Origin of the sequence: Mycobacterium sp. AZCC_0083 (assembly GCF_014202335.1) — a bacterium.
In the GTDB taxonomy this organism is placed as follows: Bacteria; Actinomycetota; Actinomycetes; order Mycobacteriales; family Mycobacteriaceae; genus Mycobacterium.
Genome location: NZ_JACHGP010000022.1, coordinates 13,793 through 38,443 on the forward strand (window position 1 = coordinate 13,793; position 24,651 = coordinate 38,443).

Sequence of the window (24,651 nt, forward strand, 5' to 3'; positions counted from 1 at the left end):
ACGGACGCCCAAGACGGAGCGTTTGCCTGCGCCATCGTGGCATCACCTCTCAAGTCGATCCGCGCCTGCCGGCTACGCGCGTTTTCCTTGGGGCGCTTGCCAACAACGCTGAGGCGGCCCGCTGGTCGTATACAAGTCGCGTTGGCGACTTTCACGCATCACCGTCAGGCGAGGTCAGAGGCTTGAGCAGAGCCAGCGCAGGGCAGGTATCCAGGCGAATGACGTTCGGTGTGCTCATCTCAGATCACTCCTCCGTTGGCATAGATGACTTGGCCGTTGATCCAGCGCGCGGGTCCGGCGATAAAGGCGACGGTTTCGGCGACGTCGGCCGGCTCGCCCAGGCGCTCCAGCGGGGACATGCTGCGCAGGTTGTCGATGGCCTGCTGCGGCTTTCCGTCGAGGAACAGCGGTGTAGCGGTCGGCCCTGGCGCGACGGCGTTGACGGTCACATCGCGGCCCCGCAACTCCTTTGCCAGGATCAGGGTCATCGCGTCGACGGCGCCCTTCGTCGCCGCATAGGCCGTATATGTCGTCAACGCCAGCTTGGTGACCGAGCTCGAGAAGTTAATGATGGCCCCGCCTCTTCGGACCCGCTTTGCGGCCTGCTGGCTGACGACGAACGTGCCCCGCACATTGGTGCGGTGCATCCGATCGAAGTCGTCGAGGTTCAATTCGGCCAGCGGCGAGAGAAGCATGATGCCTGCGGTGTTGACCACCACGTCGACACCACCGAACTCCGCTTCGACCTGATCGAACAGGGCGGCGACCTGGGTTTCATCCGCGACATCGGCGCCGACCACCATGGCGCGGCCCCCTGCGGCGACGATCTCGTCGGCGACCGCCCTGGCTCGGTCCCGGTTATCCGCGTAGTGCACGGCCACGGCCATGCCCGCGTGGGCTAGGCGGGCGGCGACGGCGTGGCCGATGCCGCCCGAGGCTCCGGTGACGATGGCAACACGGTCAGTCATCTCAGTCTCCTTGATTGCGTATGTTGCGTCCATATAACCACTAAATGTACGATTCGTCCATATATTCCCCGGAGAGGACGTGCATGACCACAGATCGGCCCCGGCGCGGGCGTGGGCGGCGGCCTGCCCCCGAGGTGCGCGAGGAGATCCTCGAGGCCGCGGCCGAACTGCTGTTCGCCGAGGGAATGGGTGCATTCACGATCGAGAAGGTCGCGAACCGCTCCGGTGCCAGCAAGATGACGATCTACAAGTGGTGGCCGTCCAGGGGCGCACTGGCGCTCGACAGCTATTTCCACAAAGTCGCACCCGAGCTCGCGTTTGCGGACTCTGGCGACATCGAGGCCTACCTGCGCGCGCAGATGAACACCTTCCTGCGCGTGATCTGTGACAGCCCAGCGGGCCAGCTGATCGCCGAGCTGATCGGACAGGCTCAGTCCGATCCCGAGCTGAAGGCTGCATATCTGCAACGGTATTCGTCGCCGCGCCGCGCATTGGCCTGTGCTGCCATCGAAAGGGCGAAGGAACGCGGGCAGCTGCGCGAGAGCCTGGACCCAGAGACGGTGGTGGATCAGTTGTGGGGCGCCTGCTACCACCGGCTGCTGCTGCCTGATCAGCCGCTGACGCGTGACTTCGTTGATGCATTGGTGGACAACCTTTTTCGTGGTATCGGACAATGAGCGGACCGGCCGGATCGCTCCGGTTTGGCCTTGCATCTTTCGATGTCGTGAGCATTCCAGCGACAACGTGACCGTGGTGTCCACGATCACCGGGACGACGTTCGGTAAAGGTTATGCGGCAGGGTTATTCGACGAAGGGTGACCCTGGCCACTTCGGGCTGGGGTTGGCGTGGTGGGCCAGGTGGTGAAGGGGCACGGGGCACGTTGACCGCTGATGTGACCTATGGGTCGGTGGTGGCGGTGAAATCGTGATCAGTGTGCCGATCACCGAGGACGAGCCGCTGATCGCCGAGGCGCACGGCACATATCGCGGCCGGCTGCGGGGCGCTTCGGTGGCAGCCGTCGCGCACATCGCCCGCGACGCGATGCGTGCCGCATCGGATGCGGAGGCAGGTGACGCGCCGGCCGACCCAGTGGTGCTCGACACCGGGCTGCCCGACGCGAACGGTATGGCGCCGGCGGCGGACCTGCCGGGGACTGCGGACGGCCCCGACATCATGCGGTCACCTCCGAACGTGAACTGGAGATGGTGTATATCTCCTCAAGCCGTTCACCTTCGCGGCGTTCCGGGACCGGCCCGAGCACTGGTCGCCGCTACCGGCAGGCGCTGCCGGCTCGGACCGACGCGGCCAGCCAGACCGAGGTCGACCGCGTGCTGACCGAATTACGTGTCGGCTCAGACAGATCCGCGGCGCCCAAGGGTGTCGCGGCGGGGACCGACTACGGTAGCGCCGACCGACAGCCGCTGTACCTGGCGCTAGTTGCACCCCCGAAAGCGACCGCCTCTGTCCACCGGCACGCCGTGCACGTACGTACAGATGCGGTCGCTGGCGGGAAGCCCGTTACCCTCGGCGGATCAGCTCGGCGCCGCGTTCGGCGATGGCATACACGGTGGCCACCGTGTTGTTCGACGGCAGCGAGGGCATCACCGACGCGTCCACCACCCGCAGCCCGTCGAGGCCGTGCACACGCAGCGCACTGTCCACCACGGACTCGTCGGTCTCACCCATCGCGCAAGTCCCCACCGGATGGTAATACGACGCCGTCGTCGCGCGCACGAAGCCGCGAAGCGACTGTTCGTCGTTGACCGAAGGACCCGGAGCGAACTCCTCGGCTCGCCACGAGTCGAGCGCGGGTGCATTGCCGATCTCGCGGGCGATCCTGAATCCCTCGAGCATGGTGTGCATGTCGCGGTCGTCGCCGAGAAAGTTCGGGTCGACGATCGGCGCCAACTCGGGGCCGCGCCCGGCGAGCCGGACGGTGCCGCGGCTGTGTGGCTGCAGCGCGCAGACGCCGATCAAATAGGTGTCCGGCACGTCGAGTCCGATGACCGCAGCGGAATCGACGAACAGGATCTGCAGGTCTGGTGCACCGCTGTTGGCGGCTGTGCGGAGGACTCCCATCACCTCGCCGTGGTTGTTCCGGGCCGCAGGGACCGACCTCGCGGCGCGGTAGATGACCCCGGTCATCGGGTGATCCTGCAGATTCGACCCGACCGCGGGCAAGTCGTGCACGACGCTGACCCCGGCCGCGTGAAGCTCTGCTCCGGGTCCGATGCCCGACAGCATCAGCAGATGCGGCGATCCGATGCCGCCAGCGGCGACGATGACTTCACTCGCGCGTGCGGTGACCACTTCCCCACCACCGGTGTGGTATTCGATCCCGGTGCAGCGTCCAGCGTCGACGAGGACGCGATGTACCACCGCATCGGCGACCAAGTCGAGGTTGGGCCGTAGCAGCGCAGGCAACAGATAGGCGTCCGCGGCGCTCTGACGCTTTCCGTCGGCGATGGTCAGATCCGCAGGCGCGAACCCGGTCTCGAGTCCGCCGCTGACATCCTTGGCGCGGCGGTGGCCCAACTGAACGGCAGCAACCAGCGCGGCGGCGAGCACTTCGTTGACCGGATTCGCCGGTGCGACCACCAACGGACCGTCCGCACCTCGGAGTGCGGGTTCGCCGTGAGCGGCCGTCTCGCTGCGTTTGAAGTACGGCAGAAGGTCGTCGAATGCCCATCCCTTCGCGCCGAACTGGTCCCAGTCGGCATAACTGTCCCGATGCCCGCGCGCGAACATCATCGCGTTGATCGCCGAGGATCCTCCGACACCGCGACCGCGGGCCAGATGGATGGCGGTTCCCGTACCCGCCTGCACGGTGGTGAGGTGGCCTAGGTCAGCCGGGCTGCGGAGCAGCGTCTGCCACTCCGGTGGATTCGCGCTGGCCAGCGGTTGCGTCGCGGCCCCGGCCTCGACCACCAGTACACGGACGTCGGCATCCACGGACAGCCTCGCTGCCAACACGGAACCGGCGGTTCCGGCGCCAACGACGATGACGTCATACGAGTCTCTTGACATGCGGTTACTCCTCAATACTTCTAGTGACAGCTACTTAAACGCAAACACCAAGCGCTTCCGTCGGTACTGTGACATTGTTATCATTGGAAACATCGCTGAGACTCCCGAACGGACAGCGCCGCCCGCGGTTCGGATGCTGGGGCGGTGGCCGCGGCTGCGGGCGTTCACCCACGGACGATCTACCGTTGGTTCGGCGATGAAGACGGCCTACTCGAAGCCCGCGCCGCGCTACCCGTGCGGCGACTAGGATGACGGCATCATGGCGGATGCTTCTGAGGAAACCGCGACGACCAACGTCGGCGCCGCGGCGTCCTCACCTCGCCCGCGTCAGCTTTCACCGGGTATCAAACCGCTGCTGGTATTGAGCAAGATTTCCGGGATCCTCGATGCCTTCTCACTGGCCAGGCCGGTGCTGACGTTGAGCGAATTACGCTACGCCACTGGCTTTCCGACGTCGACAGTGCAGCGGTTGGTGGCCAATCTGGTCGCCGAGGGATTCCTGGAACGCGACGAGGATCGCTATCGCATCGGCGCGAAGATGGCCTATTGGGCCGAAGCGGTCATTGACTTCGTCGATTCTACTTCCGAGGGGGTGGGGCTCAGCGCGCGTGAGTGCCGACATCGGCGCCTGTGCTTTGGCGTCCCGGACGGGCGATCAGTTCGTTGACGTCGACGTGCGGGGTTGCTCGATCAGCGATTCCGGTTTTGACGACGCCCTCCGATACCGTCGTCACGTAGCCAGGCCCACCCGTCCGCCGCGATGGGGGGAGCTGGCCGGGTGGATCGCGAGCCCGTCAGCGCCTGGTCGCGGCGCCACCATTGTCGTGCACGGCACTCCCGGGGTAGTAAGAACGGCGGGCACCATCGGGGAGCGTCTGACATTTGTCCGAGACGTGAAGGGATTTCGTTGCGAGTCATTACCGTTGAAGAGCATTTTCATCAACCCGAGGTCGTTGCCCGGGTCCTGGAACTGGCCAGGGCGCCCGTCGTTCCCGACGAAGGCTTCGACAGATTCCTTCAGGACTTCATGCCGGACAAGGATTCTGCCGAGCGGCTAGGCGGAGACCGATTGGCGCACATGGATCGGGTCGGAATCGACATCCAGGTGGTGTCACACGGCGCAAACAGTCCCAGCAGACTGAACCACCCAGAAGCCATCGAGCTGTGCCGAAGGGTGAACGACTCTCTTGCACAACAGATTGCGGAACATCCCACCCGGTTCCGGGGATTCGCGACCATCCCATTGCACGACCCTGCCGCGGCAGCGGACGAAATGAGGCGATGCGTCAACGAACTGGGCTTCGTGGGAACCCTCATCATGGGAAGCTGCGGTGGGTTGTTTCTCGACGACGAGCGGTTCGATCCGGTTCTGGCCGCAGCCGAAGCGGTTGACTTGCCCATCTACGTTCACCCGGGACCCCCGGAAGCCCCGGTGTCGAGGGCCTATTACGCGGGCAATTGGCCGGCAGCGGTGCATTTCCTGTTCTCGGGACCCGCGATCGGCTGGCACGCCGAGGCCGGCATCCACGTTGTGCGCATCATTCTGTCGGGGGCGTTGGATCGTCACCCGGGCCTGAAACTCCTCAGCGGTCATTGGGGCGAGTTCGTCGCGGGCTGGCTCGACCGACTCGACGAGCTGATCGGCGGGAACGCGCGCCTTGGCCGCACACCAAGCGAGTACTACCGCGAGCAAGTGTGGGCGACGCCGTCGGGCATGTACAGCCAAAATCAACTGAAGTTCATTCTGGCCGAAATCGGCGCCGAGCGGATCATCTACTCCGAGGACTTCCCCTACATCGTCCGTGACAACGTCTCCGACTTCCTCAAGCAGGCCGAACTCACCGATGACCAACGAAACGCGATCGCCCACCGCAACGCCGAGAAGGTGTTGCGGATCAGTTCATAGGGCCACATGCGTCTCGTCCTAGTAGCAGCAGGGCTACCTTCATCCGACGAGACCGCGTTACCGTGGCATTATGGCTAGTCCAGATGGTTTGGCGACGTTCCTTCGCAGTCGGCGCGACCTCGTTAAGCCCGCTGATATCGGCTTGCCTCAGAGCGAATATCGGCGAGTTGCCGGCCTGCGCCGCGAAGAAGTCGCGATGTTGGCCGGCATCAGCACCGAGTACTACCTGCGGTTAGAACAAGGCCGCGAACGCCAACCATCAGATCAGGTACTCGAAGGCCTCGCCCGGGCCCTGCAACTCGACGACGATGCGGTGCAGTACATGCGCAATGTGGCGCGGCCCGTGCCCGGTCGCCGCAAGCGCGTTACTGCTGACCGGCTCGATCCCGGCATCTTGACGCTGATCGAAGGTTGGCCGCTGACTCCGGCGTATGTCCAGGGGCGCCGAATGACGATTCTGGCTGCCAACCCATTGGCCCAGGCCATGATGCCGTACTTTGCTCCACAGGTGAACATCTTGCGGGCGGTGTTCCTGGAGCCCAAACTGCGTGAGTGGGTGGGAAACTGGGACGCGGTCACCGCGACACTGGTGTCTTGGGCGCGGTTTCTGCTTGCCGAGGACAGTAATAACGATCCCGATATGCAGGCGCTGGTCGGCGAGCTGAGCATCGCCAGCCCGCGGTTCCGCACTCTATGGGCACGTCAGGACGTTCAGCAGAAGACCAGCGGTCCTGCGCTGTTCGACCACCCGCAGGTAGGCCGGCTGGTGTTGCAGTACCACACCTTCATCCTTCCCAGTAGACGCCAGATGCTCGTCACCTACGTGGCCGAACCTGGATCTGCATCGGAAGAAAGTCTGCGGCTGCTCTCTAGCCTCGCGCAGCCATCGGCGTAGCGTTTCGCGCCGCTTCGCCTGCTGCCGCCCCTACTCCCGCCACTTCGCCATCCAAATCAAAGCCGCCCTCAACGGCAGCCACCCCCACTACCGAACACAACAGGCACAAATGCCAAATCCGAAACCCGCCGTCTCCGCCACCTTCTAGCCGGCTCCCCCGCAACGGTGCGACTCGACAGTTGCGACCGCACAGTACCGTTCGCCACGTCCGGGCTGGCGAGTGGTCGTGTTAGCGACCACCACGGGGTGCGGACGATTCGAGCCGATGTCCGGTCATGCCAGGCGGTGACCGCGGTTGCAACGCGATCGCCGCGTGGCGAAGGTCACGACCCCGATCTTGCGGCTATCGCAAGCCAGGAGCGTTGATGTTCGTGTGGTGTTGCCAAAGCAGGGGCCAAGATGATCGTCGGTGAGCGTATGCCGTCAAGAGCATCATCGAGCAGTTGCCAGAAAGAGGAGCCTCGGTTCACTGTCGTTGGCCTTGGTGGCCCGAATTCTGCCTCGGCCCGCGCGCCCACCGAGACAGAATTCGTCAGGCTTACCACTGGTTGAAGCTGACATGGACGCCTCCACCATTCTGCGTCGCGCCGACCTCAACCTCGTACCCGCGCTAGCCGCGTTGCTGGACCAACGGCATGTGACACGCGCCGCCGAAACTCTCGGGATCGGCCAGCCAGCGATGAGCTCGGCGCTGGCGCGACTCCGGCGACTGTTCGACGACCCGCTGCTGGTGCGCAACGGTCGCGTCATGGAGTTGACTCCGATGGGTCGTGCACTGCTCGACCCGGTGCACAACGTTCTTGCCGGCCTCGAGCAGTTGCTCACGGTCGCACCGGCTTTCGATCCCAAGCTAGATAGCCGGTCATTCACCATCGCCGCTAGCGATTACGTCACGCTCGTCCTACTGCGCCCGCTCCTGGAGCAACTCGAGCGGGACTCTCCCGGCATCGCTGTCGACGTAGTGCCGGTCGACACGGTGTCGACGCCGACCGCGGTGGATCGGATTCAGATCGACATGGCCATCGTTCCACAGCGGACCATGACCTCGCGAACCTCACACCTCCAGCGTCTCGAATTGTTCACCGAACACTACGTCCCAGTGGTATGGACCAACAACCACGAGGTCGGGGACACACTGGATGAATCTGCACTGCAGCGGCTTTCGTACATCGCGTCTTGCGACGAGAGCTGCGGACCCGCACTCATCGACCGAACACTGGCCAGGTTGGGTATCACCCCGCGGGTTATGTTGACGACACGCAGTATTGCGCTGGTCCCACTACTTCTCCCCGGCACACAGTCCTTTGGCTTTGTACAGCAACGCCTCCTGCAGCAGCCGCATCTTCGACGGGAACTGCGGCCCCTGCGCACGACCCTCTCCATTGAGCCAATCCTTCAACAGATGTACTGGCACCCCGCCTTGCACCGCGATCCAGCGCACCGCTGGCTGCGAGACCGCATCGCCTCCCTCGCTGCCACCGTCTGACCGATCATCATCGATCGCATCGATGAGACCCATCGACCACGGCATCTGGCTGCAAACCAAATCGCGCCCTAGCGTGGGCGATGACACGCACGACGACCGAAAGCTAGCGAGATGAACACCGCCTCCGAATCGCATCATGAACCGTACTTCGACTGGGAAAGCAGGGTTGCAGCAGCGGTTTTGAACATCGGTGAACCCGACATCCCTGTCTTCGACGACCCGCAACTCGCCGAGTTGACCGTCGCACCTGAGAATGCGACCGTCGGATTGCTCGTGACCAGCGGCGCCTACTATCCCGATCAACCGCCTATGGGGCGTCACAACGATCTGTCCGTCCGGATGCTGCCACGCGAGCGTGACCTGTCTGAAGTGTTATTTGCACACCGGACTCCAATTCGCGCCTTCGCACTCGCCGATCCGAATGTCGCGTACCCGCGGGACACCATGATTGACCTCGAGCGGGCCGGTGTGATCGGTCGATACGCAGACAGGGCGATCTCCATTGTCGGCTCCATCAGCATGTTCGACGAACTGGCCACCATCATGGCGCCGGCCATCGTCGACGAATGCCGGCAGCTCGGCGTGGACCTGCTGCTGGTGCTACCGTACTGTCCTCAATGCCATGTGGCGGCCGGTGTGGTCGCCCGGGCGATCGAGCGGCGGGGCCTGCCCACGACCAGCCTGACGACGCTGTACAAGCAGGCTCGATCGGTCAAGCCGCCACGCGCGACATTCCTCGACTTCCCCCTCGGCTGCCCCGGAGGACGACCCAACGTTACCGACGAGCAGCGGGATGTCATTCGCGAGGCAATCCAAACAGGTGCTCGCACAACCAAAAACGCGGCGTGGCAGTTGCCGCGGCTGCCCTTCACCTGGGATGAAAGCGGCCTTCGCGACTGGGAAGACTTAGTCGTCGACATCTACCGCATCGATAACGAGATCCAGGGCACCGTACTAACAAACAACGCCCTACACCGCGACAATCTCGTCGGCAACGAGCGCGACTTCGCGATCAGGTGCGCCTGCTGACCCAGCCAGCAACGAACCGCCGAACCACGCACGAAAACTAGAAGGAACCGACGAATTGACTGCCGAAATCCACCGCACCGGTACTCCGGCCGAACTGATCTCGGCTCTCACCCACGGGAACGTCCAGGACCCGTATCCACTATATGACGAGCTGCGCGAAGTCAATGACGGCGTGCACTGGGCCGAGGAACTCGGCGGCTGGCTGTGCACGCGTTACGACGATGTCCGCTCGATCTACACCGATCCCGAAGTCTTTTCCAGCGATTTCTATTCGAGTCTCATCGAGAACGTGCACGGGGTACCCGAAGGCGAACACGAGCGGTTCATGGCCATTTTCCTACAGCAGTTCATGCTGACCGATCCCCCGGCTCATACGCAGATCCGCTCGCTCCTGCGGGGCGCTTTCACTCCCCGCGCGCTGACGCGCTGGCCGCAGATGATCGCCCAGATCACCGACGAACTGCTCGAGGAAGTCAACCCGGGCGCCGACATAGACGTCATGGCCGACTTCGCCCCTCGCGTACCGATTCAGGTGATCGCGGCGATGCTCGGCATACCGCCCGAGGACACGGCACGCTTCCGCGTCTGGACTGACGCTTTCGTCGGTACCTTCAACCCCCGCATCGCCGGCGACGAGCGCGATCGGATCGTCTCGGAGAGCCTCGCACTATTCGAATACCTCGAGGACCTAGTCGAGCACCGCAGAGTGCACCCCGCTGGCGACCTCATCACGCTGGTGGCCACCGCGTCAGTAGAAGACGATGGGCCACTGACGGTCTCGAAGGCAGTCGCCCAACTGGCGTTGCTACTGGCTGCTGGCAACGAGACTATGGCCAACCTCATCGGCAGCGGCATGACGATGCTCATCGAGAACCCGCGGGCGCAGCAACGCCTGCGCGAGGACCCAGGGCTAGTAGGCGCAGCGATTGAAGAGATGCTGCGCCTCGACCCGCCGTTTCATCTGGTACCCCGCAGAGTGACCAAATCGACCACCATGGGAGGCCATCAACTCGAACCGGGCCAACTGTGCTGGGGACTCCTCAGCTCCGCCAACCGCGATCCCCGCATCTTCCCGAATGCGGGCACCTTCCGAATCAATCGGGATACCAACCCGCATCTCAGCTTCGTCCACGGCATCCATTTCTGTCTCGGCGCACCGCTGGCACGCATGGAAGGCGAGATCGTCTTCTCCAAGCTTCTCCAGCGTTACCCCGGCTTGACCGCGGGCGCCCAGCCGGCCGTCCGCAAGACCGAAGCCATCGTCGCCAGGGGTTGGCGCACCCGCCCGGTCCGACTGGGGTCCCCGGCGTGACTGGACCCATCGGGTAGCCGACGGCGCGGGAGGTCATGGCGCTGCAGATGTCTCGCCGCGCCATGTCGCGCCCGGTGTGGAATGTGGTCCATCAGTTGTCGTGGGCCAGACCTATTGATCCGGGTGGAAGGTGCTGCCGTCGCGGCGGGACAGCGGTGCGGTCTGAAGCCGCCCCAGCCGCTCGGTGAACTCCTTGAGCAGGTAGTTCTGGCGTTCCAGCGCTACCTTCGCCGCCGCTTGGGCGGTTTCGACGATCAGTTTGGCAAGTGCGTCAACACCGTTGCGGTAGGCGAACTCGCCCAACCACAGACCCGTCATCGCCCCGAGCCCGTCCACTTCGACACTCACCGATCCGTCCGGACTCGTCACGCGGGCCGATATCGATTTGCAATGCTCGTTCATCGCCTGAACCAGGTCACGCTGGGCAACGATGCGCGTGATCAGCGAATCCGCCAGCCCACCGGTCATATTGGCTTCATCCAGGTCTCGGGCGCGGCGTCCGAATCGTTGCCGGATAACACTGCCTCGGCGCCGGCGAGCTCTTCCTCAGTGCTCAGGTTCATCCCGCGGAACTCAGCGGGACTGAAACCGCGAGCAACTAGATCGCGACGTCGCGCAACCTGCATGCGCTTGGCGCACAGCTGACACAACAGCAGGATGTCGCGGGCCAACTGCGTTGGCGCGGTGGATAGCGCACGCCGCTCCAACTTCAACGCGATCGGTAGCCCACGTTCGGAAGCCCGGACCTCGATCCCGCGCTCTGGCGAGCGCAATGACCCGTCCATGGTAGTCCTCCTCCCACCCAGGGCACCGAAATGATCTGTGCTCCAACAACTTAGTATAATCGTGGGAGACCCGGAATCAGTCACTGTCCGGACGCCGGCGATACCCGTGTCAGCTATTTGCGAAAACGGGTCGAAGTGATAGGAAGTTTGGTGGCCGCAGATGAGTGATGGAAGCAGGGATGCGCAGCGTGTCTTCGATGCCGGCGTGCTGTCGCTAGGCATTCCAGTCGACGGCCTGGAAGTTGACCGCGACATCGAGTACGCAGCACTGGCATTCAGGCGAGCAACCGAGCACGACCCTGACATGTGCGACGCGTGGCTTGGTCGCGCAGTTGCAGGCGAGAGCACGGCCGAGGTCATTCACCACCTGCACCGCACGAGCAAGTCATTAGGTCGTGAGCAGCGACGGTTGGGTCTGCCAGCGCGCGCACTGACTGCCCGCTTCGAGACTGGACTCTACCTCGACTACACACTAAGTACTCTGACCGAGATCAAGCTGGCGTATGCCTCTAGCATGATTCAGGGCAAAGACTACGACGAGGCCTGGCTGACACTGGATGGACTCGCGGCGATGCGAGTGGCCGCGCGCGGCGACGAAGCTAGCGATGAGATCTGCGCCTACGTGCTGGGCGTCCTGCATTTCAATACCCAACGCTGGCCGGATGTGCTTACTGCACTGGCTACTTCGGCATCGTTTGCCGACGAATATCTGTCGGCGGGAGCCCACCTCATGGTCGGCTCGGCGTGCGCGCAGATGGGACTGTTCGGCGAAGGAATTCGCCGTCTCGACCAGGCGATTCAAGGTCCAATACCGGCCGCTCGCCGGGCCGCTGAATTCTGCAAGGGCCTCACCCTGCGGGAGATGGGCAATGAGCCGGAAGCCCGCAAGATCTTTGAGCGCACCTACAGCGAAGAACCCGGATTCGAGGCCAACTACGCCGCCCTGCAGGACCCCAAGTTCCGGCTCGTCGTCACCACCAAGGAAGTGATCGACTCCCGCACCAATAAGTGGGATCCGGCCAGCGCTCCGACGATGGCCGACCTCGACGCGGAAAGCATGACTGAACGCAGCAACACGCACCTGCGTGCCGCGCAAGAGCAATTGGACCGCCAGGTCGGGTTGGCTGGCGTCAAAATGCAGGTGACCAAACTCCGCTCTGGGGTGCGATTGTCGAAATTGCGTGAGGACAAGGGGCTGAGCACGGCGCCGCGAAGCCTCCACCTAGCGTTCACCGGTCCACCCGGAACGGGCAAGACGACGATCGCACGAGTCGTGGCGCAGACCTATTGTGGCCTTGGGCTTTTGGAATCCCTGAAGGTCGTCGAGGCCAAGCGGCAAGATTTCGTCGGCCAGCATCTCGGAAGCACGGCCATCAAGACCAGCGCACTGATCGATACCGCCATGGGGGGGGTGCTGTTCATCGATGAGGCATACACGCTGGTCCAGACTGGTCTTTCCGGCGGCGACGCGTTCGGACGCGAGGCTGTCGACACGTTGCTCGCGCGGATGGAAAACGACCGTGACCGCCTGGTGGTGATCATCGCCGGGTACGACGCGGAGATCGACCGTTTCCTGGCCTCCAACGATGGGCTGTCGTCGCGGTTCACCAAACGCATCCGATTTCCGTCCTACACCCCCACCGAGCTGGGCGACATCGGCAGGATGATGGCCAAATCACGGGACTCCGAATTGTCCTCGGCCGCTCACGAGGAGTTGGTCTCCGTGTGTACCAGACTGTGCGCCATGGAATCCGCCGACAACGACGGCCAGGTCCGCAAGGTCATCGATCTAGCCGGTAACGGCCGCTTCGTGCGCAACGTCATCGAAGCCGCGGAGGAGGAACGCGCCTACCGTCTCACCGAGGAGCAGGGAGCCACCTTGCAAGGCCTCGACGAGGCAGCCTTGATGAACATCGAGCTCAACGATATGAAGGCAGCCTTGAACAGCATCCTGCAAACCCTGAGTCTGGATTGAGTCCCGTGGCGCCTCAATTCATTCCCGTCCCCGGGAGAAACCATGACCTACCGTGACCGACTCGGCGGCGCCAACTCGACGGGTGAGATCGCCGGCCCCATCGGCACGAACTTCACCGCCAACCAGCCCGACGTGCCGGCCGGGCAGCAACACTCTTCGGCACCGACCGCGAGCCAACTCGGCCTAGTGCCACCGGTGAAGGCAACTCCCCAGCGAGGCTGGCGAAAGTTGGTACACCGCGCGACGGGCGGGTCGGTGAATCCGGGTGTCTCGGCGGCTGAAGCGAGCGCGCAGGCGTTGGCCGACCGCGTCAACCAACCCGTGCGAGGGTCTTACAGCATCGCAGTCTTGTCGATCAAGGGCGGCGTCGGAAAGACCACGACCACCGTCGGTTTGGGCACGACGTTCGCGTCGCTGAGGGGCGATCGAGTCATCGCCGTCGATGCCAATCCCGACTTCGGAACGTTGGCCCAGCGCGGTCCCAATCAAACCCGTTCGACGGTGCGCGATCTTCTTTCCGACGGAGATATCCTGCGCTACTCCGACATCCGCAGGCATACCTCGCAGAGTTCCAGCCGTTTGGAATTCCTGTCCTCCGAACGAGATCCCGAGGTATCGGAGGCGTTCTCGGAGCGCGACTATCGTGCCGTGCACAAGATTCTGGACCGTTTCTACAACATCATCCTCGCCGACTGTGGCACCGGTTTGACGCATTCGGCGATGCAAGGCGTTCTCGAGACGACCGACGCCCTGGTCGTCGTTGCCTCGCCAGCGGTCGACTCGGCCCGCAGCGCGTTGGCGACGCTCGACTGGCTGTTGCACCACGGCTACTCCGGGTTGGTACCCGACGCGACTGTGGTGTTGAGTTCGCCTCGGCCAGGGGACATGCCAATCAACCTCGACCAGCTGACCCACCACTTTCGGTCTCGAGTGCGGTCGGTCTTCACCATCTCCTACGATCGTCACCTCGCCGAAGGCGGTGAGGTAGCGCTGGAGCTGATGAACCCCCTGACGCGCCGGCAGTACATGAATCTGGCTGCTTCGATGGCAGATGCATTCGGTCGCCCGAATCGCACCAAAGCTTGAGATACGGGTCATCTGCGGCCAGGCGCGTCAGCGCGCGACGAGCGCACCATCCCCTCAGCCCGATGCCCCCGCGGAGCTCCCGGGTTCGGCCCGATATGGTTGACATTGCTGGACAACGCGATTCACGCCGGGCGCGGTATCGGCTACTGGGACTGGTGACAGTCCCTCGGTCGAGCCGGGCGGCTGCTGAGGTGGCGAGGGGTTCTCGCTAAACCTTTCGTATCTCGCCTGCAGCACGGCAAACGATTCCTGCCCCGCGGCCGTGCCTCCATCCACGGTGTGCGCCGAAGCTGTTGCCCCAACCCCTGCTTGCGCCGTGCCCTGCCCGGTTGCGTAGTGCTGCGATGGTACGGTTTGCTGGTAGTGGGCGGCATATGCCCGATACGCTGCCTGGTAGGCCTCCGCCATCTGAAGGTACGGCGAATAGCCTTGCGAATCACTGGAATCAGCCGGTCTTAGCATCCTGGCCTCGTGCAACAGTGCGCCAATCGCGGCGACGGACTGCAGCGCACTCAACACCATGATGACCGTCAGCGCCCAACTGGGATCGGCGGCCCTGATCCAGGCGCTCAGCGCATCCAGGAAGCCTGCAAGCGTCAGCGTGACGATTATCCAACCGCGTCGACCCTGTCCGGGTAGCAGGCACACCGCGGCGACGATGGCTGCAAGCACGGCGAGCCGCGCCGGGAACGCGGGCACATCGGGCGAACCGAAGCTCACCGCGAAGATCGCCACGCCGAGGACAGCGACGACCGTCCACAGCGAACGACGTAGCCAGCGTGCTTCGACATTGGATTCGTTGGCTGCCAATGAATCCTGGACAACACCACCGGCGGGAACGCCGTACCCGGAGTACGCAGGTGTGTTAGTCATGGCCGCTCCTGATGGTGGTGGATAGGCATCGCCTCGATGACCGGTCTGCAACCAGACTACTGCCCTGCAGTGTCGAACGATGACTTGATGTAACGCATCTCGTCGGGGCTGGCCACCATCGTCACCACCGCCGATCCGGCCCGGGTGCTCACACGCACGATGTCACGATCGTGGTCGAGAAGTTGCAACGCCGCGTCGGCGTCGGGAGACGGCGTGGCATGTGAGGGCCTCACGACCATCGTGGTCACGCCCCCCCGAAACATCGGCTCGATTTCACCGTCCAACACCTCGACTGAGTAGTTTCGACCCGACGTCGCCTGCATCGTGCCTCGGTGTGGATTGCTGACCTGCAACACATCCGGATCGCCGACTTGTTCGACCATCGCCCGCCACGCACCGGCCCGCGTGGTGTGGATGAGAACCCGAGCACCCAGCGCGAGGGAGCGCAGCACTACTTGTTGCGCGAGATGTAATGTGCCGCAGATCTCCACTCGCGCGATGTTTGGCCCGAACAGGGGCAGTGCGACCGCTCGCCCACGTTGGTCAGCCCCGACCACTTGGCCACATCCGGACGCGGGCAGCGTGAGATTCCGCACTGCGTCATCACCGTTGGCGAATAGCCACGCCCGGATGTTCTGCCGGATCCGAGCCGACGGGACACTGCACAGCAATGCCGCGTACTGCCGGCCGCGCAGATCTGAAAGACCGCGCAGAGGGCCACTTTTGCGTCCGTAGCCGTTGAACCGCGCCAGTGCACGAACCTTGAGCACGTCGGCGCGTTCGTCGCGGCGCAGCGAAACGCAAACCGTCGTCGAATGAGTCGGTACTGTCCACAGCAGTTCGAGGCCGGCGGTGGTGAACATCGACGGTTTGATGGAGAAGCTTCGCAGCCAGAGCGGGCCGCGGCGGCACGCGAGCCAGGTATCGTCGATGCCGGAAAGGTCCGGCCCCGCCGACAGTTCGTGTGTGGCGTGCGTGATTTCGGCCGCCGTCAGGATGTGCGGTCGCAGTCCGGCATCGGCGAGCCGGTTGGCGACCCGCCGGGTCGCAGTCGCCGTCGTCCGCAGGGTCCCGTCCCATCCGCCGCCGCGATGGCGCACCGCGTCCGTGCACATGGTGGGATCCAGGCGGACCACCACCCAGACTGAGCGTTTGGCGATCGCCGGCAATGGCCCCAGCACTGCGTCGTATATCGCCGCGAGGTCGCGGTGGCCGTGGCACCGCGCACCCTGGCTGATCACATCGATGGAGGTCAGTCTGATGTCGAACTGCTGCAGGCAATCCGCCAGCATCTGAACAGAGACCGTCTGACCGGTGACCGTCATCGCGGGTTCCATGATGATCATCGCCTGTGGATCTACTTCAATGCGCAAAACCGAAGTCACGATTCTGCCGTCGCAGACCAGGCCGATCTGTGATCCGTCGGGCAGGTCCGTGTCGAACGGTTCACAGAGTTGTGCGTTGTGGGTGTTCACCCACGGGCGTGTACCCCACCAGAATCCGAGCCGCCGCGCGATCACTCCCGGTATCGACAATCCGCGCCTTCGCACTACGAGCACCAATGCCAATACCAAACCCGCTACGGCCCCGCGCCAGGCGGGCCCGTCGAGTAGCAGGCCCAAGCCAAACCCCGCGGCTATCAACGCCTGCATCAGTAACAGGTTCGACAGCGGTAATGCGCGTTGCGGGGCAATGCCAGCTGCGGTGAAAAGCGTTGTGGGCGAGAGCGGGTGCGCCGCCTGGTGCCGAGCTCCACGGCGCGACATCAACGGTGGGCCTCTCGGCGCCGGGACGGTCGGCCGTCGCCCGCGATGGCATTGGAGTCGGTAGCCTGATCGTGTTCCTGATCTGGATCTCGGGATTCCGACGCAACGTTGATAGGGGCCACTATGCCAGCGCAAGTCACCACGCGCTCACAGGTGAACGGATATCGGTTTCTCATCCGGCGCTTGGAGCACGCCCTGATTCGCGGCGATTCGCGAATGATCCACGACCCCATGCGGGGACAGATGCGAGCATTGCTGGTCGGGGTTGTCGCCGCAGTCGTGATAACGGGTGCCGCCGGCATCCTCGCTTTCATCAGGCCGACACCGAACTTCGGTGGTTCAACCATCATGATCAGCAATTCGAATGGCACGATGTTCGTACGGATCGGTGATCGACTGCACCCCGCGCTGAACCTCGCGTCAGCGCGGTTGATCTCAGGCAAGAGCGACCCCCCCAAGCAAGTGGACGACAAATTCCTCAACAGCGTCGCATTGGGCCCGTCGGTCGGCATCGTGGGCGCCCCAACCCGTATCAACGGCGGCGACGACATGACCACGTCGTCGTGGACGGTTTGCGACACCACGCAACTCCCTTCGATCACAGAACAGGTCGGGACGGCCGTGGCTGAAACCACGGTGCTTGCCAACGACCCCGTACTCGGAAACGACGTCCGCCAAGCATCGCCGGACCAGATGATCCTCACCACTGATGGTGACACCACGTTCCTGATCTATAACGGCGTGCGGGCCGCAATCGATCCGCACGATCCGATATTGTCCCAAGCATTGCGGCTGCGCAACAGCGAGATTCGGGAAGTCTCCCCCGGTCTTCTCAACGCATTCCCACTAGTCGACCCGATTGTGCCGATTGTCATCTCCGGCGCGGGCGAGCCAACCAACTATCTCCCGTCGAGCTACCGGGTGGGGTCGATCCTCAAGATCGTCGACTCACGGGGGGACCAACTGCTCGTGGTGCTTCGCGAAGGCCTGCAACCCATCTCGCCGGCGACTGCCGACATCATCCGGTACGGCAACCCGCTGTCGCCGTCATCGTCCGACCCGATCAGCGTCGCACCCGCACTGGCCAGCACTGCCCCCGCCGTGCACGCGTTGCAGGTAGATCACTACCCGGCGACGTCGCCGCGGTTCGTCCGGTCCGACCCGGACCGGGTGGTGTGCATGGCCTGGCAGCGCGACAACTCCGCTGCCGAGGCGACGACTCACCTACTCGTCGGAAATCGACTGCCGGTGCCCAATGGTGCACAGCCCGTGCGTCTGGCCACCGCGGACGGCAGCGGACCCCGCCTCGACAGCGTGTACCTCCGGCCGGGCACCGGCGAATACGTACAAGACACCGGCGCTGAACCCACCAGTCGCGCGATGGGTCAGTTGTACTACGTCAGCGACATGGGGGTGCGCTACCACATCAACGACGTTGCGACGGCGATGGCGCTCGGTGTCGTCGGCGTTCAGCAGACGGGCAGCACCGCCCCGCTTCCACAGCGTGCACCGTGGCCGGTGCTGTCACTGCTCCCGGCCGGGCCCGGATTGTCCCAGCAGGCAGCGTTGATCGCCCATGACGGGCTCGCCGCAGACACCGCCGGGGTGAACATCGCCCCGCCGAAGAGCTGAGATCAGATCCGCAACTCGCGAAAGAACGCATAGAGGCGAATGATCCAGCACGCCAATGGGAACACTAGCCCGATTGCGACGTATTCGGCGATCTCGACCCAACGGCGCATCACCGGAGAGAACTCCAGCTTTGGCGCCACTAGCCCACAGAGCAACAACAGCGCGGTCAGCACAACGAGAGCAACAGCAGCATTTGCCTGCCAGCTCGCGACGAACGTGGCTGTCTTCACGATGACGATCAGCGCGATCACGAGGCCTGCGCCGATCAACACGGCCGATTGGACGAGGTCATGGTGGCTGCGTCCGCGCAAACACAACACGGTTGCTATGGCTGTGGCGAAAGCCGCACCCTGCCAGAAGAATCCATTGCCGCCGTCGACGGCGGGGTAGCAACCAGCGATAGCGACGATTGCGGCCGCCGCGACGATCCCAGTCAGATACTGCGTCGCACGTCGAACCTTGCCGAGCATGCTCTCCTCCGTGGGGATCACCTGCTTACCGATCGCGTTGACGCCCTCCACCGCGGTACCGCCGTGCGTTTCGATGTCGTCGAGGGGTTCACCCGCAGTCGGCACCCGCGGCACGGGCAGCCGAGACAGCACGATCGTCACCCTGGGCGCGAGGTACACGACGATGACCGCCACCGTCGCCAATATCGTTCCCACAGTTCGCGGATCGGGATTGAGCAGTGGCTGCGCCATCGCCGCCGGAGCGCCGAACAGGGCCAGCGCGATCACGGACGTGTAGAGCGCAATGCCGCGCCCAGACACCAGCAGCTGAAGCAAGGCGATCAGTGCCGTCAGCGCCAGTGCGATCGGTGATGCGGCCCAACCAGTTACTCCCGGCACTACGTGTAACGACCCACCGAAGATCAAGGGCAGGGCCACTCCGGCGAGCCACGCAGACTTGCCAGGGTCTGCGGACCGCAACGATATCAGACTCGCGACGGCGGCACATCCGACTCCAGACACCAACGCGGCGATCGCCGCGATCGGCACGCCGGCGACTACGGGGGTGCTGGCCAGTGAAGGAAGCACCAGTGACGTAGCAGCCGAGAGTGCAATGGCGACCGTGAACCATGTTGCCCGCCAACCGTGCTCGGCGAACCAGAGCTTGCGATTGTCCAGGGATTGGTCGGCGCCTTCGATGTCGTCCACCAACAGCGAGGACGCGGGCGCCCCGATCTTCGAGACGACCAGAATGTCGCCGTCTCGGACGCCTACATCGGCCAGTGAGCGGTCCGCATCGATGGCGCCGCCCGTCAACCGCGCGAAGGTCCACCTGCCTTCGGTGTTGTCGAACTCGCCGGGGCCGAGGTTGCGCATCCGAACCTGCTCGTTGGCTAGTTCGATGACATCGTGGATGAGTACCGAGATGCTCACGCGCGCTGGCAATCCGACGTCGATCAGCGACCTGCCGACCAGAATCACCATCCGACTCAGCTCTTGATCCTCCTCGGATTCGGGGCCCAGTTCCGCCAGAGGTACTGGTGAAGCCATCGGATGGAGCCCTCCTGTTTCGCGATCCCCGGTGTGACAATACCTTTGGACGCTAGCGCAGTTCGGTTGGCGGCGTTGCCAGCGCGATGGCGATGCAGACGCGGTGCGGCACGCGCAGCGCCGCCCGGCACCTGGGACCATCACTACTAGGAGTACGACACCTACCCGAGATTCGAGATACGGCGCTATTTTCCAGTGGTGCCGGCGGATTCGGATGCTCTGGGCGAGCCCCTTCGCATCCGTCGTCATCTCGTGCAATGCGCGACGTCGTCGGTATCCCCGACGGGTACTACCGACGCGTTCGTGGGTTACGACGCGAGGAGGCGACGGTGGTTGCCGACATGAGTCAGTACAGGAGACGGCGCCTTGGCTAGACAGGGATTTGTCCGTCGGTTGCGGGTCGCGCCGCCGCGCATGCCCGGCGGAGAGGTCAGCCTACAGGCGCCTCCGGAGGTACCGCGGATCATTTCGGGCAACCTGCTGATGAAACTGATGCCCATCGTGATGCTCGTCGCAGTCATCGGCATCATCGCTCTAATGGTCACCCTGGGCGGTCGCGACCTCACCAGCAACCCGATGTTCCTGATCTTTCCGGTGATGATGTTGATGTCCATGGCGGGCATGTTCATGGGTGGGGCCGGCAAACCGGGCAAGGCGGCGGCAGAACTCAACGAGGAACGCAAGGATTTCTTCAGTTACCTTGCCAATCTGCGCGATGACACCGAAGACACGGGCGATGGGCAACGCGCCGCGCTGGAATGGAGCCACCCCGACCCGCGGACTCTGATCGACGTGGCTGGTACCCGCCGGATGTGGGAACGTCGCCCGACTGACAGCGACTACTGCCACGTTCGGGTCGGCGTGGGCACCCACCGGCTGGCCACCCGGCTGACGGCACCGGAAACGGGACCACCAGAGGACCTGGAACCGGTGTCCACCATTGCGCTACGCCGGTTCGTTACCACGCATTCCGTGGTGCACGCATTGCCCACAGCGGTGTCGCTACGCGCCTTCCCGAACATCACCTTCGACGGCGACCGGGAACTCGTCGAACAGTTGGTTCGCTCGATGATACTGGAGCTGTGCGCATTTCACGGGCCCGACAACCTGCAGATCGCACTGGTGACGGCAAATCCGGACAACCAGAAGTGGTCCTGGGTGAAATGGCTGCCGCAGACACAACACGCGTCGGCTCGCGACGGCTGCGGCACGATGCGGATGCTCTTCCCGTCGCTTCAACTCCTGGAGAATTCGCTGGAATCCGAACTCGCAGAGCGCGGTCGGTTCAGTCGCACCGCCCAGCCGACAGAGGGCGTCAAACAGCTGGTCGTCGTGATCGATGATGGCTACGTCAACGGCGACGAACGACTCGTCACCGATGCCGGACTGGACAGTGTCACGGTGCTCGATCTCAACGGCCCCCGGGAGGGCCCCGAATCCCGAGGCGGTCTGCAACTCGTGGTGGAAGGCGACGACGTTGCCGCTCGCACCGCGGCAGGCACCGAACGCTTCGCCACCCCCGATCGACTCACGCTTACCGAAGCCGAGGCCACCGCGCGCGCCTTCAGTCCGTACCGGCCCGGCGGCGCCGTACATCTCGTCAACCTCGAGGCGGCATCCCGCGCCACCGATCCTGGCCTGATGGCGTTGCTGAAGATTCCAGATGCCGCCGAGATCGTGGCCGAGGAAGTATGGCGGCCGCGCACGCCACGCGAGCGTCTTCGGGTGCCGGTCGGCTTCACCCCGTCGGGTCGACCGATGGAGTTGGACATCAAGGAGTCCGCCGAAGGTGGCATGGGCCCGCACGGGTTGTGCATTGGCGCGACTGGCTCCGGTAAGTCCGAGTTCCTGCGCACGTTGGTGTTGGCGATGATCACGTCGCACTCGCCGGAAGCGCTGAACCTGGTCCTGGTGGACTTCAAGGGTGGGGCAACGTTTCTGGGCCTCGACGGCGCGCCGCACATCGCAGCAGTCATCACCAACCTCGAAGACGAACTGACGATGGTCGACCGGATGCGTGATGCCCTCGCCGGGGAGATGAACCGCCGTCAGGAGTTGCTGCGCTCGGCTGGCAACTTCCCCAACGTCAGCGAGTACGAACGCGCCCGTGCCAACGGCGCGCCGTTGGATCCGCTGCCGGCGCTATTCATCGTGGTCGACGAATTCTCCGAATTGCTCTCGCAAAAACCGGATTTCGCCGAGTTGTTCGTGATGATCGGTCGGCTCGGCCGTTCGCTGCACATCCATCTTCTGCTGGCCTCCCAACGACTGGAGGAAGGCAAGCTACGCGGCCTGGACTCGCACCTGTCCTACCGGATCGGACTCAAGACGTTCTCGGCCGGCGAGTCGCGCAGTGTGCTGGGCGTCCCGGATGCCTACCACCTGCCCAGCGTCCCGGGCTCTGCCTTCTTGAAGTGCGATGCCGACGAGCCCCTTCGCTTCAACACGTGCTACGTCTCCGGCGAGTACGTCAAACCCAGGATGTCCTCACCCCGGGGCCGGATCTCACAACTCGGCCCGCGCGCCCCCAAGCTGTTCACCGCCACTCCGGCCGAGAGAGACCCCGCTCCCCTGACCCCGGCGGACGCCGCGGCCGACGAGCCCCAACCCGACTCGTCGCCGACCACGGCCACCCTCCTCGATGTCGTGGTCGGCAGGCTGCGCGGACACGGCCGCCCCGCCCACGAAGTGTGGCTACCTCCGCTGGACGCCAGCCCCGCCGTCAACGACCTGCTGCCCGACGCGACGTGGAACGCCCCGCACAACCTCAACGCGCGGTTGCTGTTGCCGGTCGGCGTGGTCGACAGACCCTACGACCAGCGTCGAGACGCACTGGTGATCGACCTGTCTGGAGCCCGAGGCAACATCGCAGTGGTCGGTGGTCCACAGTCGGGCAAGTCCACCGCCATCCGCACCCTGATCATGGCGGCGGCGGCCACCCACACCCCCGAGCAACTGCAGTTCCTTTGCCTGGACTTCGGCGGCGGCACCCTGGGCAGCCTGACGAATCTGCCCCATGTCGGCAGCGTGGCCGGGCGCATGGACTCCGACCGCATTCGCCGTACCGTCGCCGAGATCACCGGGCTCATGCGTGAGCGCGAGTTGCGATTCCGAGATCTCGGAATCGAGTCGATGCGCGACTTCCGGCAACGCAAAGCGCGATTGGCCGAGATGGCGCCGGAAGCCGCGGCGCGAGACCCCCTCAGCAACGACAAGTTCGGCGACGTGGTGCTGGTAGTCGACGGGTGGGCGACCATCCGAAGCGACTTCGACACGCTTGAACAGGCGTTGCAGACCATCGCAATCGGCGGTCTTTCCTACGGCATCCACTTGGCGATCACCGCCAGCCGCTGGATGGAGATCCGCCCGGCGGTCAAAGACATGCTGGGTACCCGCGTCGAGTTACGCATGGGCGACCCGGTCGACAGCGACATCGGCCGCAAATGGGCCGAGCTCGTCCCGGTGAGCCGGCCCGGCCGCGGAATGAGCGCAGAGCGGCTGCACATCCTGATCGGGTTGCCGCGGCTGGATTCCAGTTCTGATCTCGAGGACCTGCCCACCGGGGTCGCCGATGCCTGTGAGGCGGTCCGCCAGTTCTATGGCGACCGGCAAGCCCCGCGGGTACGGATGCTGCCGCACAGTATCGACCGCGCCGCGATCGTCGATGCTGCCCGCCAAGTGGGTGCGCTGGGCAAGGGGAAGATCGCCATCGGCATCGACGAGGCCGAGTTGGCGCCCGTCGTCGTCGATTTCGACGAGCAACCGCACATGGTCGTCCTCGGGGACACTCAATGCGGCAAGACCGGCCTCCTGCGCAATGTCGCTGAGGGACTGATGGAAAACACATCGTCGCAAGACACCAAGATCATCCTGGTCGACTTCCGGCGCACCCTTCTGGGTGTTGTCGACAACGACTATCTCGGCGGCTACGCCACGGCCGCGCAGTCCTGTGCGGAACTGATGGCCTCGTTGGCGGCAGCCCTGCAGGAACGCCTCCCACCGGCCGATATCACGCAACAGCAGCTCAAGGAACGCTCGTGGTGGCATGGTCCGGATCTGTACGTGCTGATCGACGACTACGACCTGATTGCGGGCGGTTCGCTCAGTCACCCGCTCGCGGCGCTGGTCGAATACCTGCCGCAAGCACGGGATATCGGTCTGCGGGTCGTCGTCGCCCGGCGGATGGGAGGCGCGGCGCGGGCCATGATGGATCCGATCATCGGCCGCCTCAAGGACCTGTCGTGCAACGGGCTGGTGATGAGCGGCACCAAGGACGAGGGGGCGCTGTTCGGGTACAAGGCCCAACCGATGCCCGCGGGACGTGGCATGTTCATCTCCCGCACCATGAAAAGTGACGTGATTCAACTGTCGCGGATGCCCGACCTGTGACCACCAGGCCAGGGGCGGCCCA

Annotated in this window: 18 protein-coding genes and 1 pseudogene; 12 read left to right on the plus strand and 7 right to left on the minus strand. The window is 64.2% G+C overall.

Translation table 11 applies throughout. The annotated features are described in order from the left end of the window. Nucleotides 1-239 precede the first annotated feature (239 nt). Nucleotides 240-968: an SDR family oxidoreductase gene (locus HNP02_RS36870; RefSeq protein ID WP_184445612.1), complete on the minus strand. Its 729-nt coding sequence runs from the start codon at nucleotides 966-968 to the stop codon at nucleotides 240-242. 83 nt (nucleotides 969-1,051) lie between these two features. Here HNP02_RS36870 and HNP02_RS36875 point away from each other — a divergent pair, with 83 nt between their 5' ends. Then, nucleotides 1,052-1,645: a TetR/AcrR family transcriptional regulator gene (locus HNP02_RS36875; RefSeq protein ID WP_184445613.1), complete on the plus strand. Its 594-nt coding sequence runs from the start codon at nucleotides 1,052-1,054 to the stop codon at nucleotides 1,643-1,645. A 248-nt stretch (nucleotides 1,646-1,893) separates the two neighbouring features. Next, nucleotides 1,894-2,366: pseudogene (locus HNP02_RS36880) on the plus strand (hypothetical protein); the annotation flags it as partial. 121 nt (nucleotides 2,367-2,487) lie between these two features. Here HNP02_RS36880 and HNP02_RS36885 read toward each other — a convergent pair. Continuing rightward, the gene (locus HNP02_RS36885; RefSeq protein WP_184445615.1) at nucleotides 2,488-3,996 is read right to left on the minus strand and encodes a GMC family oxidoreductase; all 1,509 of its coding nucleotides are present in this window, start codon (nucleotides 3,994-3,996) and stop codon (nucleotides 2,488-2,490) included. A 259-nt stretch (nucleotides 3,997-4,255) separates the two neighbouring features. On the opposite strand from HNP02_RS36885, the gene HNP02_RS36895 reads away from it, so the two are divergent. From HNP02_RS36895 to HNP02_RS36920, 6 genes are all read left to right on the plus strand, one after another. After that, nucleotides 4,256-4,663, plus strand: a complete 408-nt coding sequence (locus HNP02_RS36895) for a helix-turn-helix domain-containing protein (protein ID WP_184445617.1) — start codon at nucleotides 4,256-4,258, stop codon at nucleotides 4,661-4,663. Nucleotides 4,664-4,903: 240 nt separating this feature from the next. After that, nucleotides 4,904-5,902 carry an amidohydrolase family protein gene (locus HNP02_RS36900; protein WP_255507410.1) on the plus strand — a complete coding sequence of 333 codons (999 nt, stop codon included), beginning with the start codon at nucleotides 4,904-4,906 and terminating at the stop codon, nucleotides 5,900-5,902. 88 nt (nucleotides 5,903-5,990) lie between these two features. Continuing rightward, the gene (locus tag HNP02_RS36905) at nucleotides 5,991-6,797 is read left to right on the plus strand and encodes a helix-turn-helix domain-containing protein (RefSeq protein ID WP_255507411.1); all 807 of its coding nucleotides are present in this window, start codon (nucleotides 5,991-5,993) and stop codon (nucleotides 6,795-6,797) included. A 559-nt stretch (nucleotides 6,798-7,356) separates the two neighbouring features. Beyond that, nucleotides 7,357-8,283, plus strand: coding sequence for a LysR substrate-binding domain-containing protein (locus HNP02_RS36910; RefSeq protein ID WP_184445620.1), 927 nt, complete (start codon nucleotides 7,357-7,359; stop codon nucleotides 8,281-8,283). Between the two features lie 111 nt (nucleotides 8,284-8,394). Beyond that, on the plus strand, nucleotides 8,395-9,312 hold the full coding sequence (locus HNP02_RS36915) for a hypothetical protein (protein WP_184445621.1): 918 nt from the start codon (nucleotides 8,395-8,397) through the stop codon (nucleotides 9,310-9,312). Nucleotides 9,313-9,367: 55 nt separating this feature from the next. Next, nucleotides 9,368-10,624 carry a cytochrome P450 gene (locus tag HNP02_RS36920; RefSeq protein ID WP_184445622.1) on the plus strand — a complete coding sequence of 419 codons (1,257 nt, stop codon included), beginning with the start codon at nucleotides 9,368-9,370 and terminating at the stop codon, nucleotides 10,622-10,624. 111 nt (nucleotides 10,625-10,735) lie between these two features. Here the strand turns inward: HNP02_RS36920 and HNP02_RS36925 are convergent, their stop codons facing one another. Then, complete coding sequence (locus HNP02_RS36925; RefSeq protein ID WP_184445623.1) at nucleotides 10,736-11,092, minus strand: YbaB/EbfC family nucleoid-associated protein; 357 nt, start codon at nucleotides 11,090-11,092, stop codon at nucleotides 10,736-10,738. Next, nucleotides 11,089-11,409, minus strand: coding sequence for a hypothetical protein (locus HNP02_RS36930; RefSeq protein ID WP_184445624.1), 321 nt, complete (start codon nucleotides 11,407-11,409; stop codon nucleotides 11,089-11,091). The genes HNP02_RS36925 and HNP02_RS36930 overlap by 4 nt, the downstream gene beginning before the upstream one ends. Before the next feature lie 160 nt (nucleotides 11,410-11,569). Here HNP02_RS36930 and eccA point away from each other — a divergent pair, with 160 nt between their 5' ends. Then, nucleotides 11,570-13,384 (plus strand): type VII secretion AAA-ATPase EccA, encoded by a 1,815-nt coding sequence (eccA, locus tag HNP02_RS36935; protein ID WP_184445625.1) that lies wholly within the window; start codon nucleotides 11,570-11,572, stop codon nucleotides 13,382-13,384. Nucleotides 13,385-13,426: 42 nt separating this feature from the next. Further along, nucleotides 13,427-14,470 (plus strand): MinD/ParA family protein, encoded by a 1,044-nt coding sequence (locus HNP02_RS36940; RefSeq protein WP_184445626.1) that lies wholly within the window; start codon nucleotides 13,427-13,429, stop codon nucleotides 14,468-14,470. A gap of 54 nt (nucleotides 14,471-14,524) precedes the next feature. Here the strand turns inward: HNP02_RS36940 and HNP02_RS36945 are convergent, their stop codons facing one another. Beyond that, the gene (locus HNP02_RS36945) at nucleotides 14,525-15,343 is read right to left on the minus strand and encodes a DUF5336 domain-containing protein (protein ID WP_184445627.1); all 819 of its coding nucleotides are present in this window, start codon (nucleotides 15,341-15,343) and stop codon (nucleotides 14,525-14,527) included. A 56-nt stretch (nucleotides 15,344-15,399) separates the two neighbouring features. Further along, a complete protein-coding gene (gene eccE / locus HNP02_RS36950; protein ID WP_184445628.1) occupies nucleotides 15,400-17,109 on the minus strand; it encodes a type VII secretion protein EccE in 1,710 nt (569 codons plus the stop codon). Between the two features lie 123 nt (nucleotides 17,110-17,232). Here eccE and eccB point away from each other — a divergent pair, with 123 nt between their 5' ends. After that, complete coding sequence (gene eccB, locus HNP02_RS36955; RefSeq protein WP_184445629.1) at nucleotides 17,233-18,741, plus strand: type VII secretion protein EccB; 1,509 nt, start codon at nucleotides 17,233-17,235, stop codon at nucleotides 18,739-18,741. A 2-nt stretch (nucleotides 18,742-18,743) separates the two neighbouring features. On the opposite strand, the gene eccD is transcribed toward eccB, so the two are convergent. Continuing rightward, the gene (eccD, locus tag HNP02_RS36960; protein WP_184445630.1) at nucleotides 18,744-20,240 is read right to left on the minus strand and encodes a type VII secretion integral membrane protein EccD; all 1,497 of its coding nucleotides are present in this window, start codon (nucleotides 20,238-20,240) and stop codon (nucleotides 18,744-18,746) included. A gap of 366 nt (nucleotides 20,241-20,606) precedes the next feature. On the opposite strand from eccD, the gene eccCa reads away from it, so the two are divergent. Further along, nucleotides 20,607-24,629: a type VII secretion protein EccCa gene (eccCa, locus tag HNP02_RS36965; RefSeq protein WP_184445631.1), complete on the plus strand. Its 4,023-nt coding sequence runs from the start codon at nucleotides 20,607-20,609 to the stop codon at nucleotides 24,627-24,629. Nucleotides 24,630-24,651 lie beyond the last annotated feature (22 nt).

Coding starts and splice junctions, on each gene's coding strand:
- HNP02_RS36930 (WP_184445624.1), bottom strand. CDS start 11,409: ATGGACGGGTCATTGCGCTCGCCAGAGCGCGGGATCGAGGTCCGGGCT.
- HNP02_RS36945 (WP_184445627.1), bottom strand. CDS start 15,343: ATGACTAACACACCTGCGTACTCCGGGTACGGCGTTCCCGCCGGTGGT.
- HNP02_RS36870 (WP_184445612.1), bottom strand. CDS start 968: ATGACTGACCGTGTTGCCATCGTCACCGGAGCCTCGGGCGGCATCGGC.
- HNP02_RS36910 (WP_184445620.1), top strand. CDS start 7,357: ATGGACGCCTCCACCATTCTGCGTCGCGCCGACCTCAACCTCGTACCC.
- HNP02_RS36895 (WP_184445617.1), top strand. CDS start 4,256: ATGGCGGATGCTTCTGAGGAAACCGCGACGACCAACGTCGGCGCCGCG.
- HNP02_RS36940 (WP_184445626.1), top strand. CDS start 13,427: ATGACCTACCGTGACCGACTCGGCGGCGCCAACTCGACGGGTGAGATC.
- HNP02_RS36915 (WP_184445621.1), top strand. CDS start 8,395: ATGAACACCGCCTCCGAATCGCATCATGAACCGTACTTCGACTGGGAA.
- eccB (WP_184445629.1), top strand. CDS start 17,233: ATGCCAGCGCAAGTCACCACGCGCTCACAGGTGAACGGATATCGGTTT.
- eccA (WP_184445625.1), top strand. CDS start 11,570: ATGAGTGATGGAAGCAGGGATGCGCAGCGTGTCTTCGATGCCGGCGTG.
- eccE (WP_184445628.1), bottom strand. CDS start 17,109: ATGTCGCGCCGTGGAGCTCGGCACCAGGCGGCGCACCCGCTCTCGCCC.
- eccD (WP_184445630.1), bottom strand. CDS start 20,240: ATGGCTTCACCAGTACCTCTGGCGGAACTGGGCCCCGAATCCGAGGAG.
- HNP02_RS36925 (WP_184445623.1), bottom strand. CDS start 11,092: ATGACCGGTGGGCTGGCGGATTCGCTGATCACGCGCATCGTTGCCCAG.
- HNP02_RS36885 (WP_184445615.1), bottom strand. CDS start 3,996: ATGTCAAGAGACTCGTATGACGTCATCGTCGTTGGCGCCGGAACCGCC.
- HNP02_RS36875 (WP_184445613.1), top strand. CDS start 1,052: ATGACCACAGATCGGCCCCGGCGCGGGCGTGGGCGGCGGCCTGCCCCC.